This is a genomic window from Phenylobacterium sp., assembly GCF_041913825.1.
Classification (GTDB): domain Bacteria; phylum Pseudomonadota; class Alphaproteobacteria; order Caulobacterales; family Caulobacteraceae; genus Phenylobacterium.
On the sequence record NZ_JAYSEO010000001.1, the window covers coordinates 276,044 to 293,147 of the forward strand.

At 70.6% G+C, this 17,104-nt stretch carries 12 protein-coding genes; 8 read left to right on the forward strand and 4 right to left on the reverse strand.

The genetic code is table 11. The features are described 5' to 3' along the window. Positions 1–76 precede the first annotated feature (76 nt). Positions 77–1,348, forward strand: coding sequence for a polyhydroxyalkanoate depolymerase (locus ACE3Q8_RS01325; protein ID WP_374468150.1), 1,272 nt, complete (start codon positions 77–79; stop codon positions 1,346–1,348). 12 nt (positions 1,349–1,360) lie between these two features. Further along, complete coding sequence (locus ACE3Q8_RS01330) at positions 1,361–2,098, forward strand: M48 family metallopeptidase (RefSeq protein ID WP_374468152.1); 738 nt, start codon at positions 1,361–1,363, stop codon at positions 2,096–2,098. Here the strand turns inward: ACE3Q8_RS01330 and ACE3Q8_RS01335 are convergent. Further along, a complete protein-coding gene (locus ACE3Q8_RS01335) occupies positions 2,095–4,083 on the reverse strand; it encodes a transglycosylase domain-containing protein (RefSeq protein WP_374468154.1) in 1,989 nt (662 codons plus the stop codon). The genes ACE3Q8_RS01330 and ACE3Q8_RS01335 overlap by 4 nt on opposite strands. Before the next feature lie 283 nt (positions 4,084–4,366). On the opposite strand from ACE3Q8_RS01335, the gene ACE3Q8_RS01340 reads away from it, so the two are divergent. Further along, entirely contained in the window at positions 4,367–4,708 is a 342-nt protein-coding gene (locus ACE3Q8_RS01340; RefSeq protein ID WP_374468156.1) for a hypothetical protein, read from the forward strand. Between the two features lie 80 nt (positions 4,709–4,788). Here the strand turns inward: ACE3Q8_RS01340 and ACE3Q8_RS01345 are convergent, their stop codons facing one another. The 3 genes from ACE3Q8_RS01345 to ACE3Q8_RS01355 form a co-directional block, all read right to left on the reverse strand. Beyond that, positions 4,789–7,539: a M10 family metallopeptidase C-terminal domain-containing protein gene (locus ACE3Q8_RS01345; RefSeq protein WP_374468158.1), complete on the reverse strand. Its 2,751-nt coding sequence runs from the start codon at positions 7,537–7,539 to the stop codon at positions 4,789–4,791. A 250-nt stretch (positions 7,540–7,789) separates the two neighbouring features. Next, on the reverse strand, positions 7,790–9,961 hold the full coding sequence (locus ACE3Q8_RS01350; RefSeq protein ID WP_374468160.1) for a Calx-beta domain-containing protein: 2,172 nt from the start codon (positions 9,959–9,961) through the stop codon (positions 7,790–7,792). Positions 9,962–10,048: 87 nt separating this feature from the next. Beyond that, positions 10,049–11,743 carry a Calx-beta domain-containing protein gene (locus ACE3Q8_RS01355; RefSeq protein ID WP_374468162.1) on the reverse strand — a complete coding sequence of 565 codons (1,695 nt, stop codon included), beginning with the start codon at positions 11,741–11,743 and terminating at the stop codon, positions 10,049–10,051. Positions 11,744–12,071: 328 nt separating this feature from the next. Here ACE3Q8_RS01355 and ACE3Q8_RS01360 point away from each other — a divergent pair, with 328 nt between their 5' ends. From ACE3Q8_RS01360 to ACE3Q8_RS01380, 5 genes are read left to right on the forward strand one after another with little or no spacing between them, the layout of a single operon-like run. After that, complete coding sequence (locus ACE3Q8_RS01360) at positions 12,072–12,626, forward strand: F0F1 ATP synthase subunit delta (RefSeq protein WP_374468163.1); 555 nt, start codon at positions 12,072–12,074, stop codon at positions 12,624–12,626. Positions 12,627–12,630: 4 nt separating this feature from the next. Beyond that, positions 12,631–14,163 (forward strand): F0F1 ATP synthase subunit alpha, encoded by a 1,533-nt coding sequence (gene atpA / locus ACE3Q8_RS01365; RefSeq protein WP_374468165.1) that lies wholly within the window; start codon positions 12,631–12,633, stop codon positions 14,161–14,163. A gap of 31 nt (positions 14,164–14,194) precedes the next feature. Further along, entirely contained in the window at positions 14,195–15,067 is an 873-nt protein-coding gene (locus ACE3Q8_RS01370) for a F0F1 ATP synthase subunit gamma (protein ID WP_374468167.1), read from the forward strand. Between the two features lie 18 nt (positions 15,068–15,085). Further along, positions 15,086–16,621: a F0F1 ATP synthase subunit beta gene (atpD, locus tag ACE3Q8_RS01375; protein ID WP_374468169.1), complete on the forward strand. Its 1,536-nt coding sequence runs from the start codon at positions 15,086–15,088 to the stop codon at positions 16,619–16,621. A 6-nt stretch (positions 16,622–16,627) separates the two neighbouring features. Next, on the forward strand, positions 16,628–16,891 hold the full coding sequence (locus ACE3Q8_RS01380; protein ID WP_374468170.1) for an ATP synthase F1 subunit epsilon: 264 nt from the start codon (positions 16,628–16,630) through the stop codon (positions 16,889–16,891). Positions 16,892–17,104: the final 213 nt, after the last annotated feature.

Here is a 17,104-nt window from a genome sequence, read left to right on the forward strand (position 1 = left end):
GGCGCCGAACAAGCTGTGCCTTGTGCATCCGATTAACCGCTCGCATGTTAATGCTGCGGCGCAATAAGGATCGGGCATGCTCTACGCTCTCTACGAGGCCGGCTATTACGCGACGACGCCGTTGCGGTACGCGGCCCGACTGACGCGGGACTTCTGGAGCTCGCCGCTCAATCCGGCGGCGGAGAGCGACCTCGGCCGCACCCTGTACGCAGGCGCCGACCTGTTCGCGAACCTCACCCGCCGGTACGGCAAACCCGGCTGGGGCTTCGACACCGTGGAGATCGAGGGTCATCCGGTCCGCGTGCGGCCCACCGAGGTCTGGTCGAGCCCCTGGGTGAAGCTAACCCACTTCGCACGCGACATGGCCGACATGCGCAAGGCCGGCCGCCGCGAGCTGGAGCCGGCGGTGCTGATCGTGGCGCCGCTGTCCGGCCACTATGCGACCCTGCTGCGCGGCACCGTCCAGGCCTTCCTGCAGGACCACGAGGTGTTCATCACCGAGTGGTCGAACGCGCGCGACGTGCCGGTGATGGAAGGCCGCTTCGACTTCCACGACTACATCGACCACGTCCGCCAGATGCTGCGCGTCCTGGGCCCGCGGCCGCACGTGGTGGCGGTCTGCCAGCCCGGCCCGCCGGTGCTGGCGGCGGTGAGCCTGATGGCCGAGGACGGCGAGGAGTGCCGCCCGGCGACCATGACCTTCATGGGCTCGCCCATCGACGCCCGGCTGTCGCCGACGGTCACCAACCGGCTCGCGGAGGAAAAGCCCTTCGCCTGGTTCCAGTCGAACATGATCTACACCGTGCCGAGCCCCTATCCGGGAGCCGGCCGGCGCGTCTATCCGGGCTTCGTGCAGCTCGCGAGCTTCATGTCCATGAACCTCGAGAAGCACCAGGAGGCGCACCTGCGCTACCTACAGCACCTGATGCAGGGCGACGGCGACTCCGCCGACAAGCACCTGGAGTTCTACGACGAGTACCTGGCCGCCCTCGACCTCTCGGAGGAGTTCTACCTCCAGACCGTCGACGTGGTGTTCCAGCGCTACCTGCTGCCCAAGGGCGAGCTCGTCCACCGCGGACGCCCGGTGCGGCCCGAGCTGATCAAGGACGTGGGCCTGCTCACGGTCGAGGGTGAGAACGACGACATCTCCGGCATCGGCCAGACCCAGGCCGCTCACGCGCTGTGCGCCGGCCTGCCGGACGAGCTGAAGGAGGACTACGTGCAGCCGCACGTGGGCCACTATGGCGTGTTCAACGGCAAGCGGTTCCGCGAGGAGATCTACCCCCGGGTGCGCGCGTTCATCCGCCGCGCCGAGCAGGGCTTCGACAAGCAGCGGGCGGCCGCCTAAGTCTTAGGGGACATGAGTCCCTTCGGCCGCCCCCTGTCCGACGGTGACCGGCTGGAGGTGGCCGGCGCGGTCGTGACCCTGAAGATCAACCGCCGCGCCCGGCGCGTGTCGCTACGGCTGGACCGCACGCGGCGCGAGATCGTCGCCACCGCTCCTTCGGCCCGGCGCCTCCAGGAGGCGGCCGCCTTCGCCCGGGAGCGGGCCTCCTGGATCGCCGAGCGGCTGGCCGAGCTGCCCACCGCCGCCCCCATCCATCCCGGCATGACGCTGGAGGTGTTCGGTGAGCCCGTGCGCCTGGAGGCCGGCAGCGGCCGCGCGCGCTGGATCGAGGCGGCGGACGGCGAGCCGCACCGCATCACCGCCATGGGCGAGGGCGAGGGCTATGCCCGGGCAGCGATCCTGCTGATCCGCAGGCGGGCGCTGGCCGTGCTCACGGAGCGCACCGCGCATTACGCGGCGCGGCTGGGCGCGCCGATGCCGAAGGTGACGATCACCGACACCAAGAGCCGCTGGGGCTCCTGCCGACCGGGGCCGCGCGGGACGGCGGGCTCGATCCGCTATTCCTGGCGCCTGGCCCTCGCACCGTTCGAGGTGGCCGACTATGTGGCAGCGCACGAGTGCGCGCACCTGCTCGAGCTGAACCACGGGCCGAAGTTCTGGGCCCACGTGAAGGCGCTGGTGGGGGACGAGCGCCGCCACCGGGCCTGGCTGCGCGCCGAAGGCGCCCGGCTGCACGCCTTCGGGCGCTAGAACGGCGGGTCCGCGGGCTGACGGCGGTCGAAGGCCGAGGGCGGCGGCTCCGGCTCCTCGTCCCGGCCGCCGAACAGGTCGCCTATGCCGTCGATGACGTCGCCGATCGGATCGGGCTCGGGCGTGGGGTCGACCACGCCGCCGGGGATCGGCTGGACCTTCAGGCGGGGCAGGGCCGCGGCCATGTAGTCCTTCCAGATGCCGGCCGGCGCGCCGCCGCCGGTCACCCGGCGCATCGGGGTGTTGTTGTCCTTGCCGGTCCAGACGGCGGTCACGAAGCCGCCGGTGTAGCCGACGAACCAGGCGTCCCGGTAATCGCTGGTGGTGCCGGTCTTGCCGGCCAGGTCGTAGCCGGGGACGTTGGCCCGCGTGCCCGTGCCCTGGACGACCACCTGCCGCATCATCTGGTTCATGTACTGCAGGGCGGGCGTGCCGATGACCGCCTGGCGGGCCGGCTCGTCGACATTGTGGTCGTAGAGCACGCGGCCCGAGGCCGTGCGGATCCGCTCGACGCCGTAGCCACGGGCGAGGAAGCCGCCGTTGGCGAAGGGGGCGTAGGCCTGGGCCATCTCCAGCGGGCTCACCTCGACGGCGCCCAGGGCCATAGAGGGGTCGAGCTGGATGGGCGAGGTGATGCCCAGGCGACGGGCGGTGGCGGCGACGTTGGAGGTGCCGACCTCGTTGGCCAGTCGGGCGGCGACGGTGTTCACCGACTGCTCCAGGGCCTTCTGCAGGTTGATCGGCCCGAGGTACTCGCCGGTGTAGTTGCGCGGCTCCCAGTTGCCGATCTTCACCGGCTCGTCGACCACCGGCGTGGCCGGCGTGCGGCCGCTTTCCATGGCGGTCAGGTAGACGAACGGCTTGAACGCCGAGCCCGCCTGGCGCCTCGCCTGGGTAGCCCGGTCGAACTGGCTCTGCAGGTAGTTCACGCCGCCCACGTAGGCCCGGATGCGGCCCTCGCCGTCGATGGAGACAAGCGCCGCCTGCTCCACGCCCTGGCCCTTGGCGGCGGCGACGCCGCGCTGGATGGCTTGCTCGGCGGACGCCTGCAGGGGCAGGTCGAGGGTGGTCTCGACCACCAGATCCTCGGTGGGCTCGCCCACCAGGGCGCGCACCTGGTCGTCCACCCAGTCGGTGAAGTACTGCGCCCGCTGGTTCGCCAGCACCGGGTTCACCCGCACCTTGGTCCGGAAGGCCTGCTCGCGCTCCTCGGGGGTGATGAACTTCGCCTCCACCATCTCGTCGAGCACGACGGTGGCCCGGCGGGCGGCGCGGTCGGTGGCGGCCACCGGAGAATAGCGCGACGGCCCCTTCATCATGCCGGCCAGCAACGCGCTCTCGCCCAGCGAGAGCTGCGAGGCCGGCTTGCCGAAGTAGCGCTGCGACGCCGCCTCGATGCCGTAGGCGCCTGCCCCGAAGTAGACGCGGTTCAGGTAGAGCTCGAGGATCTGCTTCTTCGAGAACCTGGCCTCCAGCCACACCGCCAGGATCAGCTCCTGCGCCTTGCGGCGGTAGTTCTGCGACGGCGTCAGGAACAGGTTGCGGGCGAGCTGCTGGGTGATCGTCGAGCCGCCGCGCAGCGGGCCGCTCTCGCGGCGCATGTTGTAGATCTGCGAGCGGATGATGCCCCAGGGGTTGAACCCGAAGTGGTAGTAGTACCAGCGGTCCTCCACCGCGATGAACGCCTCGGGCACGTATTCCGGCAGGGCGTCGAGGTCGACCGGCGGCGCGTACTGGCTGCCGCGCACGGCGATCAGCGCGCCCGAGCGGTCGAGGTAGGAGATCGAGGGCTGGCGCTTGACGTCGTAGAGCTTGGACGTGTCGGGCAGGTCGACCGCGAAGACCGCGAAGAAGGCCACCAGGAAGATCAGGCCCCAGACGCCGAGCACCAGCGTCCAGTAGATCAGCGCCTGGAGGGGCGAGCGCCTGGCCCGGGGCGGCTGCGGTCCGCGCCCGCCCGGTCCCTGCGACTGCGCATTGGCCATGTGGTCGTCCTAGAGAGAGTGGCCCCCCGGCCGGGGGCGTTCCTTATCACCGCCACCCAACGGCAAACAACGTTGACGAGACATGAACGGGGCGAGCTCTGCATCCGCGCATAGCCGCCTTACGAAAAAAGCGGTTGCTCCCGATCTTAACACTGTTATCTTAGCGATGCTTAGTTCGTTGCGCGCCAAGGGTGGGGATACCCGAGGCGGTCTCCGTGGCGGGCCTGAGCCGGCGTCTTCGAGCAGGGACGCCGATTTCTCCCCGAAACGCTGGAGGGCTCTCGTGAAGCTCCAAATCCTCGCGGCCTGCGCCGCCCTGACCACCCTCGCCGCCGGTTCCGCCTTCGCGGGCGAGTCCGTCACCGCCAAGCTGCAGCAGCCGGTCGCGGAGAAGACGAAGTTCATCGCCGGCGGCGCCATGTTCGTCTGCGAAGGTGACGCCTGCGTGGCGGCGGCCCCGACCTCCCAGACCTTCTCGGGCCAGGCCTGCAAGACCATCGCGTCCAAGGTCGGCCCGGTGGCCGCCTTCTCCGGCCGCAAGGTCATGGACGAGGCCCGCCTCGCCGACTGCAATGCCCAGGCCTTCGCCAAGGCCGGCCAGGGCCCGCAGCTCGCCAAGCAGTAACCGATCTCCCAGCAGCTCTGTTGTCGAGCTTCTGAACTGCGGGGCGCCGGCCAAGGCCGGCGCCCCTTTTTCATGCCCGCTCAGAAGAGCCAGTCGGAGGCCCCGAGCTGCGAGGGCGTGACGCCGCGAAGCAGGGTGACACCGATCGGCCAGTCGCCGCCGGCCCCGTCCCGGTCCACGAAGACCTCCGTGGCTCCGCCCACGTCGCGGAACTGCAACACCCCGTCGCGAACGGGGTCGGAGCCGGCGTAGCCGGGGGCGAGCGCCGAGAGGTCCAGCAGGTCCTCGCCTGGCGTGAAGTCGCTGATCTCGCCCCGCACCCACGGCAGCTTGTCGAACACGAACCGGTCCTCGCCGCCCGCGCCCGTCAGCTTGTCCGGGCCCTGGCCGGCGATCAGGGTGTCGTTCCCCGCCCCGCCCGTGAGGACGTCGCCATACTGGTCGGAGGTCAGCACCTGCCCGTCGGCGGCGGCGGGCTGTTGGGCGGCGTCGTCGTTGCGGATCGTCACCACCTGGGTGCTCTGGCCGAGAACGCCGCCCTGCGCGTTGGATAGCTGCAGGGTGAAGGTCTCGTCCGGCTCGGCGGTGGTGTCGGCGTTCACCGTGAGCACGATGTAGCGGACCTGCTCGCCGGCGTTGAAGGTCACCACGCCGGTCACGGGCATCCCCCCGATGAAATCCGAGGCGTCCACCGGGTTGGCGCCCGAAGGCGTCAGCCGCCACTCCACGCTGGCCGGGCCCTGGCTGTCCGTGCGCTGGACCGTCAGGCCGAAGCTGCTCGTGCCGCCGGAGCTGCCCTCGGTTCCGCTGGCCGCGGCGCTGAGGAAGCGGATCTCCGAGCCGCCCGAGGGCGGCGGACTGGCGGCGCCGCCGGAGAGCTTCGCCCAGGTCAGCTCCGCCGGGCCGACGTTCTGGAGGGTGGTCACGTGGAACGGCCAGTCGCCCGTGTTGGGCGCGTCACGGTCGAAGAACACCTTGGTTCCCCCCGACCCGTCGCTCTGCAGGGTCACGCGCCCGTCGGCGATCGGGTCGGCCCCCGTGTAGCCGCTGGACTGGAAGATCGCCGTCAGGTCGAGCCTGTCCGTCCCGACGGTGAAGTCGGTGATGCGGCCGGCGCTCCAGGGCAGGACGCGGAACGCGAAGCTGTCCGCCCCGCCATTGCCCGTGAGGACGTCGGCGCCCTGGCTGGCGATCAGGGTGTCGTTCCCCGAGCCGCCGGTGACGGATGCGCCCGGCCCGGAGGAGGTGATCACCTGACCGTCGCCGGACGGCGGCGGCTGGGCGGTGTCGTCGTTGCGGATCGTGCCGGTCGCCGGCGAGCCGCTGGTGGTGACGTTCAGCAGCTTCAGCTCGAAGGTCTCGTCGGCTTCGGCGGCGCCGTCGCCCCGGACGCGGATCAGGGCGGTCGCCGACGCTTGACCGTCCCCGAACCGCAGCACGCCGCCGGTGCTCCAGAAGTCGTCAGGCGAGGTCGGGTTCGGGCCGACGCCCGCCGAGGTGTAGTCCACGCTCATCACGCCGGCCGTGGAGCCGTTCCGCGTGACGGTGAACAGATACTCCGTCACCCCGTCCGCGCCGCCTTCGGCCTGGCTGATGCTGGTGGGGGTGACACTGAAGGTGACCGCGCCGGCCGGCGGCGAAGACGTGGTCCCGCCGGAGAGCTGCGCCCAGGTCAGGCCCACGGGGCTGACGCCCTGGAGGGTGGTGACGTGGAAGGGCCAGTCGCCGGTGTTCGGCGCGTCCCGGTCGAAGAGCACCTTCGTGCCGCCGGCGCCGTCGCTCTGGAGTGTCAGGCGGCCGTCGGCGATCGGGTCGACGCCCGTGTAGCCGCTCGACTGGAAGATGGCCGAGAGGTCCAGCCGGTCCGCGCCGACCACGAAATCGGTGATCCGCCCGGCGCTCCACGGCAGGGCCTTGAAGGCGAAGGCGTCGGCGCCGGCGCCGCCGGTCAGCACGTCGGCGCCCTGGCTGGCGATCAGGGTGTCGTTCCCCGAGCCGCCGGCGAGCGTGGAGCCCGGTCCCGGCGAGGTGATCACCTGGCCTTCCCCCGAGGGTGGCTGCGATCCGGCTTGCAAGGTGATGGTGAGGTTCGCGTTCGACCGGTCGCCGTCGCCGTCGGTCGCCCAGTAGGTGAAGCCGTCGGTGACGCCGGCCGGCGCGCCGGCGTTGGGCGTATAGGTGTAGTCGCCGTTCGGGGCGACAGTGAGCACGCCGTACTGTCCGGTGACGCTGAAGCGGCCCTGGGCGTCGGGCGTGGTGTCGGCGTTCGTCCAGTCGCGCGGGCTGATCTGGACGATTTGACCGAAGCCGTCGGCCGTGAACCGGTCCGGCGTGCCGCCGGTCACCAGGTTGCCGGTGACCGCGCCGCCCACGGTGACCGTGGCGCTGTCGCTGCTCAGGGCGAGCGTCTCGTCATCGCGGATCTGCACCGCGAGCGAGGAGGTGGCGCTGTCCCCGTCCCGGTCGGTCAGGACAACCTGGAAGCTCTGGAAGTCGCCGTACTTCTGCTGGGCCCCGGGGTTCGGGCTGTGATGGGGGCCGGTGATCGTGAAGCTGACCGCGACCTGGCCGCTCGCCGCATCGTAGCTGTCGATCGAGAGGTAGCCGAAGCCGACGTCCACGCGCCCGGCCGTGAACACGCCGGCGCTTATGGCGGTGAAGCCGCCGATCGTCAGGTCGCCGATCCCGTCCTCGGCGCTGATGCTGAACGTCCAGCCGCGGGTCACGCCGCCCGGGTTCGGCGCGGAGCCCTGCGGCAGGGACTGCTCGCTGGCGAAGAGCTGGCCGCCGGGCGGCGTGGGATTGTTGATGACAGGAAGCGTCCCGGGCATGTCAGCGGCTCCAGGACACGCGGGCGCGAAGCCCGGGCGAGGGGGTGAGGTTCATGGGGCGACCCAAACTCTGCGCCCTGCGGCGCGGCGACCAGACGGATGCGGCGCGCGGAAGACGCACCCACCCGGCGCGTCAACCGTATGAAAAGCCGGTATGTTCCTAGGGCGGAGCTTCCTTTCTCGGTTTTCTGCTGCAGCGCTCGGCGGATGGCCGGCGGTCCGCCTCGATCAGGCGAACCGCGGTCACCGATCAGAACAACCAGTCGGCCGCGCCGAGCTGCGACGGGGCCACGCCGGAGAGGGTGGTGACCAGGAACGGCCAGTCCCCGGCGCCCGCCGCGTCCCTGTCCACATAGACCTGGGTCCCTCCCTGGCCGTCCGGACGGAACTCCAGCCGTCCGTCGGACAGCGGGTTGCTTCCGGCATAGCCTGCGGCGTGGAAGAGCGGCCGCAGGTCGAGCACGTCGAGGCCCGGCGTGAAGTCGGCGACCGCGCCGGCGTTCCAGGGCAGGTCGCGGAACACGAAGTGGTCGCCGCCCGCCCCGCCGGTCAGCCGGTCGGGGCCCTGGCCCGCCCGGAGCGTGTCGGCGCCGGAGCCGCCGGCCAGGGCGTCGCCATACTGGTCCGAGACCAGCAACTGCCCCGGCGCCGCGTCCGATCCGGAGCCGGACGGCGGCGGGTTGGTGGTCGGCGGCGGCTGGGACCCGCCCGAACCGCTCCCGCCCGAACCGCTCCCTCCCGAGCCTCCCGTCAGCTTCGACCAGGTGAGCCCGCCCGCGGGGACGCCTTCCAGCTTCAGGATGTAGTTGCCCCATTGCGGATTGGGGCCGAGGGCGTCCCGATCCACCAGCACGAGGGTGTCCGAACCGCTGGCGCGCAGCTCCACGTAGCGATCGGCCACGGGGTTCGAGCCCGCGTAGTTCCACTCCCGCAAGAGGGCGGAGAGGTCGAGCCGGTCCGTGCCGACGGTGAAGTCGCGGATGACGATCGGGGACCAGGGCTCGGCCTCGATGACCAACCGGTCCGCGCCCGCGCCGCCTGTGATCACGTCATCGCCGCGGCTGGCGTAGAAGGCGTCGTCGCCCGCGCCCCCGGTCAGGGTCGAGCCCGGGCCGGGCGAGCGGAAGGTCTCGCCTTCGTTCGAGGGCTCCGGCTGGGGCTCGGGTTCAGGGTCCGGCGGCGGCGGCGGCGGCGGCGGCGGCTCGGGCTCCGCCGCGGCCGTCGTGAGCTGCGCCCAGGTCAGGCCCGCGGTCTGCACGCCCTGCAGCTTCAGCACATAGTTCGGCCATTCGGGGCTCGGGCCGGCGCCGTCCCGGTCGAACAGCACCAGGGTGTCGCGGCCCTGCGCGAGCAGCTTCACGTACCGGTCCGCCACGGGGTCCGCGCCCGTGTAGCCTGCCGCGCGGAAGACGGCCGAGACGTCGAGCGCGTCCACCCCCGGCTTGAAATCCACGATGAGGTGCGGCTTCCAGGGCTCCGTCCCGAAGAGGAAGCGGTCGGCTCCCGGCCCGCCCTCCATGCGGTCGCCGCCGCCGCTGGCGTACAGGGTGTCGTTTCCCGACCCGCCGCGGAGCTGCGATTCGGGTCCCGAGGCGCGGATCTCCTGGTCCTGGGTCCACGCGTCGTCGTTGAGGATGCCGACGACCATCTCGGATTCGCCGCCCATGATCCGGCCGCCCGTGACGTTGGCGTCGAGCTTCACCAGGAAGCCTTCCTCCGGCTCGACGGCGGTGTCGCCGGCCAGCTCGATGACGATGGTCTTGGTTGTGTCGCCGGGCGCGAAGGTCAGGGTCCCTGACGGGAACGCTCCGCCGAGAAAGTCGAGGGGGTCGGCCGAGAGGGCGCCGAAGGCCTCCGTGCGCCAGCCCACCACCGTCGTGCCGTCGGTGGGGCCCTGGCGGAGCACCTCGATCCGCATCAGGCCGGGCGCCCCGCTGCCCTCCGCGGTGTCGGCGTCGACCCGCACCAGCCGCACGATGGCGCCGGTGTCGTCGTCGTAGACCCAGCCCTGCTGGCCGGAGAACCCGTTCAGCACCACCCGGAAGTCCTTGGTGTCCTCCGGCACGGTGTCGTTCAGCAGGTCGACGTGGATCACCTTGCGGGTCTCGCCAGGCGCGAAGATCACCGTGCCGCTCGGATGCCGGCCGCCGGGGAAGTCCGACCCGCGCAGGTCGAGGTCCTCGGACCCGTGGCCGATCGACCAGGTGGCGTGGTCCCAGGCCGTGGCGTTGGCGCGGGTCATGACGAGGTCGAAGCCGCCGTCGGCTTCATTGATGCGATCCGCCACCAGGCCGAGGCTGAACCGGGAGCTCACCCTTGCGGCGGCGACGTCGGACCAGGAGAGGCCGCCGTTCACGCCGGCCAGGGCGAAGACCGCCTCGGGCGCATGAGCCGCGCCGGGACCGTCGCGGTCGAGCAGCACCTGGGCGCCGCCGGCGTCGTAGCGGAAGCTGATCCAGCCGTCAGCCTCCGGGCTGGCGCCCGTGTAGCCCGCCTGGACCAGCGGCGACTACAGCCCGAGCCGGTCGGAACCGAGCGTGAAGTCGGTCACGGTCGCCGGGGTCGAGGGGATGTCGCGCAGGCTGAACACGTCCGGCCCACCCCGGCCGGTGAGGGTGTCGCCGGCCAGCGCGTGGAAGGTGTCGCCGGCCTCGCCGCCGGTCAGGGCCGACCCCGGGGCGGGTGAGGTGATCACCTGCGGCTTCGGAGGGTTGTCGTCGTTGCGGATGACGCCCTGGGCCGAACCGTCGCCGAGCTCGGCTCCCCGCGGGGTGTAGAGGGTCAGCTCGAAGGTCTCGTCGCCCTCCTCGAGCTCGTCGCCGGCCACCTCTAACGTGATCGTCTTGGTGGTTTCACCGGGCGCGAAGACCAGCTCGCCCTGCACAAGGTCGGTTTCGCCAACGAAATCGCCCTTGCCGGCCGTGCCCTGGCCGGGAAGCCCCGTGCGCCAGTAGACCGACGCTGCCCCGGAGAGGTCGCCGGAGCGGCCGACGGTGAAGGTGAAGGCGGTGGCGCCGCTGTTCCCCTCGGCCAGGCTCACCGACGAGGTGGTGAAGCCCAGGGTCGGCAGGCTGTCGTCGTTGCGGATCACGCCTTCGCGCGCCGCGTCGCCCAGGGTCGCGCCCACGGGCAAGGAGAGGGTGACGCGGAACTGCTCGTGCTCCTCGCGGGCGGTGTCGCCGGCCACCTCGATGCGGATTGTCTTCATCGCCTCGCCCGGGGCGAACTGCAGCACGCCGGCGGGCAGGGCGCCGCCGACGAAGTCCGCGCCATTCGCCGGCGCCGAGCCCCAGCCGCTCACCGACCAGGCGACGCTGACCGGGGTGGAGATCTCGCCGGTGCGCTCCACCGCGTATTCGAAGACGGTGGCGACGTTGCCGCCGCCCTCGGGCTTGGCCGGCGTGGACGTCCCGGCCGGCTCCGGCGCGAAGCGGACGCCAGCGGGGCCCTCGTCGTCGTTGCGGATGGTGCCCGAGATCGACGGGGCCGGGCTCAACGGCCCGAAGCTCGCGTCGTGCAGGCGCACGGTGAAGCCTTCCGGCGCCTCCTGCTCGGTATCGCCCGCCACGCGGACGACGATGATCTTCGACGTCTCGCCGGGCGCGAAGGTCAGCGTTCCGGACGGCAGGATCCCGCCCAAGAAGTCCAGGCCGGACGCCGGCGAGGCGCCGCTGCCCTCCACGGACCAGTTGACGGTGGTGCTGGCGTCCGGCTGGGCGCGGCCGAGCTGGACAGTGAACGCGTACTCGCCGTATCCGGTGTCCCCCTCGGCAGGCGGCGCGGTGGCGCTGCCGAACGCGAGGTAGGGCCCGGGGTCGTCATTCTTCACCGTCATGGTGGCCACCGCGTCGACGATGGTTCCGTTCGACGCCTCGGTGAGGGTGACCTTGAAGCCTTCGTCCGGCTCCCACTGGCTGTCGTTCAGGAACGGCACCTGCAGGAAGACCTCGCGCTGGCCCGGCGCGAAGGTGACCTCGCCGGACGGGAACACGCCGCCCGGGAAGTCGGAGGCGCTGACCGGGTTGGGGCCATCGCCGCTCACTTGCCAGCGCACGGTGGTGGCCTGGCTCAGGTCGTCGGCGCGCATAACCCCGAAGCTGAAGATGATGTCTCCGGCGTTGTTCTCGCCTGCGGTCCGCGGCGTGCTCTGGATGGCGATGCGCGAGCCTGCGCCCGCCGCCGCTGCGGTGGTTGATGTCGACATGCCCAGCTCCCCAGCCAGTGTTCCGTCCCTGTACGGAGCGCCGCCGGCAAGCTCCGCCGCGCGCCCAACCGTCATTGGGCAAACGTTGTTCCCCGGGATCCGCGGATCGGCGGCGCTTCCGCTGGGGCAGGGCGGCGGCGTTTCCCGGCCGAGGCGTCGGGGGCTTCGGTTGCGGCGCCGCACATCGCGTGATACTAGGCGCGCGGCTTTGGGCCGGGCGTTTTCACAACGTCTCGGACCGAAGCGCTTTTCTTTAGCGCTTTCAGGCCTTTAGATCGCGGCGGGATCGACCTGTCGCGGCTCCTAAGACGCACCGGGCGGACATTAAGTGGCGGACGATTCCCAGGCTTCGAACGTGGGCGGCAGATATGCCCAGGCCCTGTTCGATCTCGCGAAAGACCAGAACCAGGTCCAGGCCGTCGAGGCCGACCTGAAATCCCTGAAGGCGGCGCTGGCGGACAGCCGCGACCTTCAGATCCTGCTGGCCTCCCCGGCGTTCGACGCCGAGGCCAAGGGCAAGGGCTTGGCGGCCATCGCCCAGCGGGCGGCGTTCCATCCCACGACGCAGAAGTTCCTGGGCCTGCTGGCCCAGAATGGGCGCGCCGGCGCGCTCGCCTCTGTCATCACCGCCTTCGAGCGCCTATCTGCCGAAGCGCGCGGCGCGGTCTCCGCCCAGGTGACCACCGCCGTCCCCCTCACCCCGGCCCAGGCCCAGGGCGTCCAGCAGGCCCTGCGCCAGGCGCTCGGCAAGGACCCTGAAATCGAGACCCGCGTCGACCCTGCCCTCCTGGGCGGGATCAAGGTGCGGGTCGGCTCCCGTCTGTTCGACGCTTCGCTGAAGTCGAAGCTCGATTCCCTGAAATTCGCCCTCAAGAGAGCGTAAGACTATGGACATCCGCGCCGCCGAAATTTCGGCCATCCTCAAGTCGCAGATCGCCAACTTCGGCGAAGAAGCCGACGTCTCCGACGTGGGTTCGGTGCTGTCGGTCGGCGACGGCATCGCCCGTGTGTTCGGCCTCGACAACGTCCAGGCCGGTGAAATGGTGGAGTTCCCCTCCGCCGGCGTGAAGGGCATGGCCCTGAACCTGGAGCGCGACAACGTCGGCGTCGTGATCTTCGGCGAAGACCGCGCCATCCGTGAAGGCGACGAAGTCCGCCGCCTCGGCGAGATCGTGGACGTGCCGGTGGGCAAGGGCCTGCTCGGCCGCGTGGTGAACCCGCTGGGCGAGCCCATCGACGGCAAGGGCCCGATCGTGAACGTGGCCGAGCGCCGCCGCGTGGACGTGAAGGCGCCGGGCATCATCCCGCGGAAGTCGGTGCACGAGCCGGTGCAGACCGGCCTGAAGGCCATCGACACCCTGATCCCGGTGGGCCGCGGCCAGCGCGAGCTGATCATCGGCGACCGCCAGACCGGCAAGACCGCCGTCGCCATCGACACCATCCTGAACCAGAAGCAGGTCAACGCCGGCGGCGACGAGTCGCAGAAGCTGTACTGCATCTACGTCGCCATCGGCCAAAAGCGCTCCACCGTGGCCCAGATCGTGAAGACGCTCGAGGAGCGCGGCGCGCTGGACTACACCATCGTGGTGTCGGCGACGGCGTCGGAGCCGGCCCCGCTGCAGTTCCTGGCGCCCTTCTCGGGCTGCGCCATGGGCGAGTGGTTCCGCGACAACGGCATGCACGCCGTGATCATCTATGACGACCTGTCCAAGCAGGCCGTCGCCTACCGCCAGATGTCGCTGCTGCTGCGCCGTCCGCCGGGCCGCGAAGCCTATCCGGGCGACGTGTTCTACCTGCACTCCCGTCTGCTGGAGCGCGCCGCGAAGCTGAACGAGGACAACGGCCTCGGGTCGCTGACCGCGCTGCCGATCATCGAGACCCAGGCCAACGACGTGTCGGCCTACATCCCGACGAACGTGATCTCGATCACCGACGGCCAGATCTTCCTCGAGACGGACCTGTTCTTCCAGGGCATCCGCCCGGCGGTGAACGTCGGCATCTCGGTGTCGCGCGTGGGGTCCTCGGCCCAGATCAAGGCGATGAAGAACGCCGCCGGCCCGATCAAGGGCGAGCTCGCCCAGTACCGGGAAATGGCCGCCTTCGCGAAGTTCGGCTCGGACCTCGACGTGGCGACGCAGCGTCAGCTCGCCCGCGGCGAGCGCCTGACCGAGCTGCTCAAGCAGCCCCAGTACTCGCCGCTGGCCGTCGAGGAGCAGGTCGTGTCGGTGTACGCCGGCACCCGCGGCTACCTGGACAAGGTGCCGACCGCGCAGGTCGGCCGCTTCGAGCAGGAGCTGCTGGCGCACATGCACGCCCAGCACCAGGACATCCTGGACGAGATCCGCACGAAGAAGGACCTCGGGCCGGTCGAAGGCCGCCTGAAGGAAGTGCTCGGCGCCTTCGCCAACAACTTCGCCTAAGTCGCTGGCGGCACGGAGAGAGTAGCCGGGGATGCCCAGCCTCAAGGAGATGCGCAATCGGATCGGAAGCGTGAAGGCCACGCAGAAGATCACGAAGGCGATGCAGATGGTCGCGGCCGCCAAGCTGCGGCGCGCGCAGGACGCGGCCCAGAACGCCCGGCCCTACGCGAGCCGCATGGCGGCGGTGATCGCCAACCTGGCCTCCGGCGTGTCCGGCGACGGCGCCCCGCGCCTGCTGGTCGGCACCGGCTCGGACCGCCGCCACCTCGTCGTGGTGGCGACCTCGGACCGAGGCCTGGCCGGCGGCTTCAACTCCTCGATCGTGCGCGCCGCGCGCGAGCGGATCTCCCGCCTGCAGTCCGAGGGCAAGGACGTGCGCGTCCTGACCATCGGCCGCAAGGCGCGCGACCAGCTCCGCCGGCTCTACGGCGACCGCTCGGCCGGCGCCTACGAGGCGGGCGGCAATCCGTCCCTGGCCGTGGCCGAAGAGGTCTCCGCGAAGATCCGCGAGATGTTCGAGGCCGGCGAGGTGGACGTGGTCACCCTGGTCTACAGCCGCTTCCAGTCGGTGGTCAGCCAAGTGCCGACCGTGCGCCAACTGATCCCGGCGGAAGTGGTCGAGGGCGGCCAGACCGTCGACCTGCGCGGCGCGGCCTACGAGTACGAGCCCGACGAGGCGGCGATCCTCGAGGAACTGCTGCCCCGTAACATCACCACCCAGTTGTTCTCGGCCATGCTCGAGAACCAGGCGGGCTTCTTCGCCGCCCAGATGACGGCGATGGACAACGCCACCCGCAACGCCGGCGACATGATCGCCAGCCTCACCCTGCAGTACAACCGCTCACGCCAGGCGCAGATCACCAAGGAGCTGATCGAGATCATCTCCGGCGCCGAAGCGCTCTAATCCGAAAAGAGCCGAGACATGTCTGAAGCCGCCGCCCCCAAGAAGCCCCGCCGCACCCCGGCCAAGGCCTCCGCCGCCGCCCCGCAGGTCCCCGCCGCCACCGGCGTGGCCACGGGCCGCATCGTCCAGGTCATCGGCGCCGTCGTCGACGTCGAGTTCGAAGGCCACCTGCCGGCCATCATGAACGCCCTGGAGACCTCCAACACCGATCAACGGACCGGCCAGCCGTTCCGCCTGGTGCTCGAGGTCGCCCAGCACCTGGGCGAGAACACCGTCCGCACGATCGCCATGGACACCACCGAGGGCCTGACCCGCGGTCAGCCGGTGACCGACACGGGCGCCTCGATCCGCGTGCCGGTGGGCCCGGGCACGCTCGGCCGCATCATGAACGTCATCGGCGAGCCGATCGACGAGGCCGGCCCGATCAACACCGCCGAATTCTCCCCGATCCACCGCGAAGCCCCGAGCTTCGCGGAGCAATCGACCTCGGCCGAAGTGCTGGTCACCGGCATCAAGGTCATCGACCTGATGTGCCCCTACACCAAGGGCGGCAAGATCGGCCTGTTCGGCGGCGCCGGCGTGGGCAAGACCGTGACCATGCAGGAGCTGATCAACAACATCGCCAAGGCCTACGGCGGTTACTCCGTGCTGGCCGGCGTGGGCGAGCGGACCCGTGAAGGGAACGACCTCTACCACGAGATGATCGAGTCCAACGTGAACGTGGACCCGAAGAAGAACAACGGCTCCACCGAAGGCTCCAAGTGCGCCCTCGTGTACGGCCAGATGAACGAGCCGCCGGGCGCCCGCGCCCGCGTCGCCCTGACCGGCCTGACCCAGGCCGAGTACTTCCGCGACGTGGAAGGCAAGGACGTGCTGCTGTTCGTCGACAACATCTTCCGCTTCACTCAGGCCGGCGCGGAAGTGTCGGCGCTGCTGGGCCGCATCCCCTCGGCCGTGGGCTATCAGCCCACCCTGGCCACCGAGATGGGCAACCTGCAGGAGCGGATCACCTCGACCAACAAGGGCTCGATCACCTCGGTGCAGGCCATCTACGTGCCCGCCGACGACCTGACCGACCCGGCGCCCGCCACCTCGTTCGCCCACCTGGACGCCACGACCGTGCTGAGCCGCGACATCGCCGCCCAGGCCATCTTCCCGGCCGTGGACCCGCTGGACTCCACCTCGCGGATCATGGACCCGCTGGTGATCGGCGAGGAGCACTACCAGGTCGCCCGCCGCACGCAGGAAATCCTGCAGCAGTACAAGGCCCTGAAGGACATCATCGCCATCCTGGGCATGGACGAACTGTCGGAAGAGGACAAGCTGACCGTGGCCCGCGCCCGGAAGATCCAGCGCTTCCTGTCGCAGCCGTTCCACGTGGCCGAGCAGTTCACCAACACGCCCGGCGCCTTCGTCGAGCTGAAGGACACGATCCGCTCGTTCAAGGCCATCTGCGACGGCGAGTACGACCACCTGCCGGAAGCCGCCTTCTATATGGTGGGCACCATCGAGGAAGCGGTGGCCAAGGCCGAGAAGCTGGCCGCGGAAGCCTAAGCGACCATGGCTCAGAAGCTCCACTTCTCCCTGGTCTCTCCGGAGCGCGAGCTGTTCTCGGGCCCCGTGGACCAGGTGGACGCGCCGGGCGCCGAAGGTGACTTCGGCGTCCTCGCCAACCACGCGCCGTTCATGACGGCGCTGAAGGAAGGCCAACTGCGCGTGCACAACAACGGCCAGGTCACGGTCTACGACATCCGCGGCGGCTTCGCCGACGTGACGCCGGAAGGCCTGACCGTGCTCGCCGAACACGCGGTCGAAGCCGCCTAACGGGCACGTGACCGGGTGACGCAAAGCCGGCGCCGTGGGGCCTTGCCTCCGGCGCCGGCCTTTTGTTTGATGCCGCGCTGAAAAGTCAGGGGAACGTCCATGCGTACTGCCTTCGCCAGCTTGATCCTCGCCGCCGGCCTCGCCGGTGCGGCCCACGCCCAGACGCCGGCCCCCGCCGCGCCTGCGGCGGCTCCGGAGGCGCAGCCCGCCCCC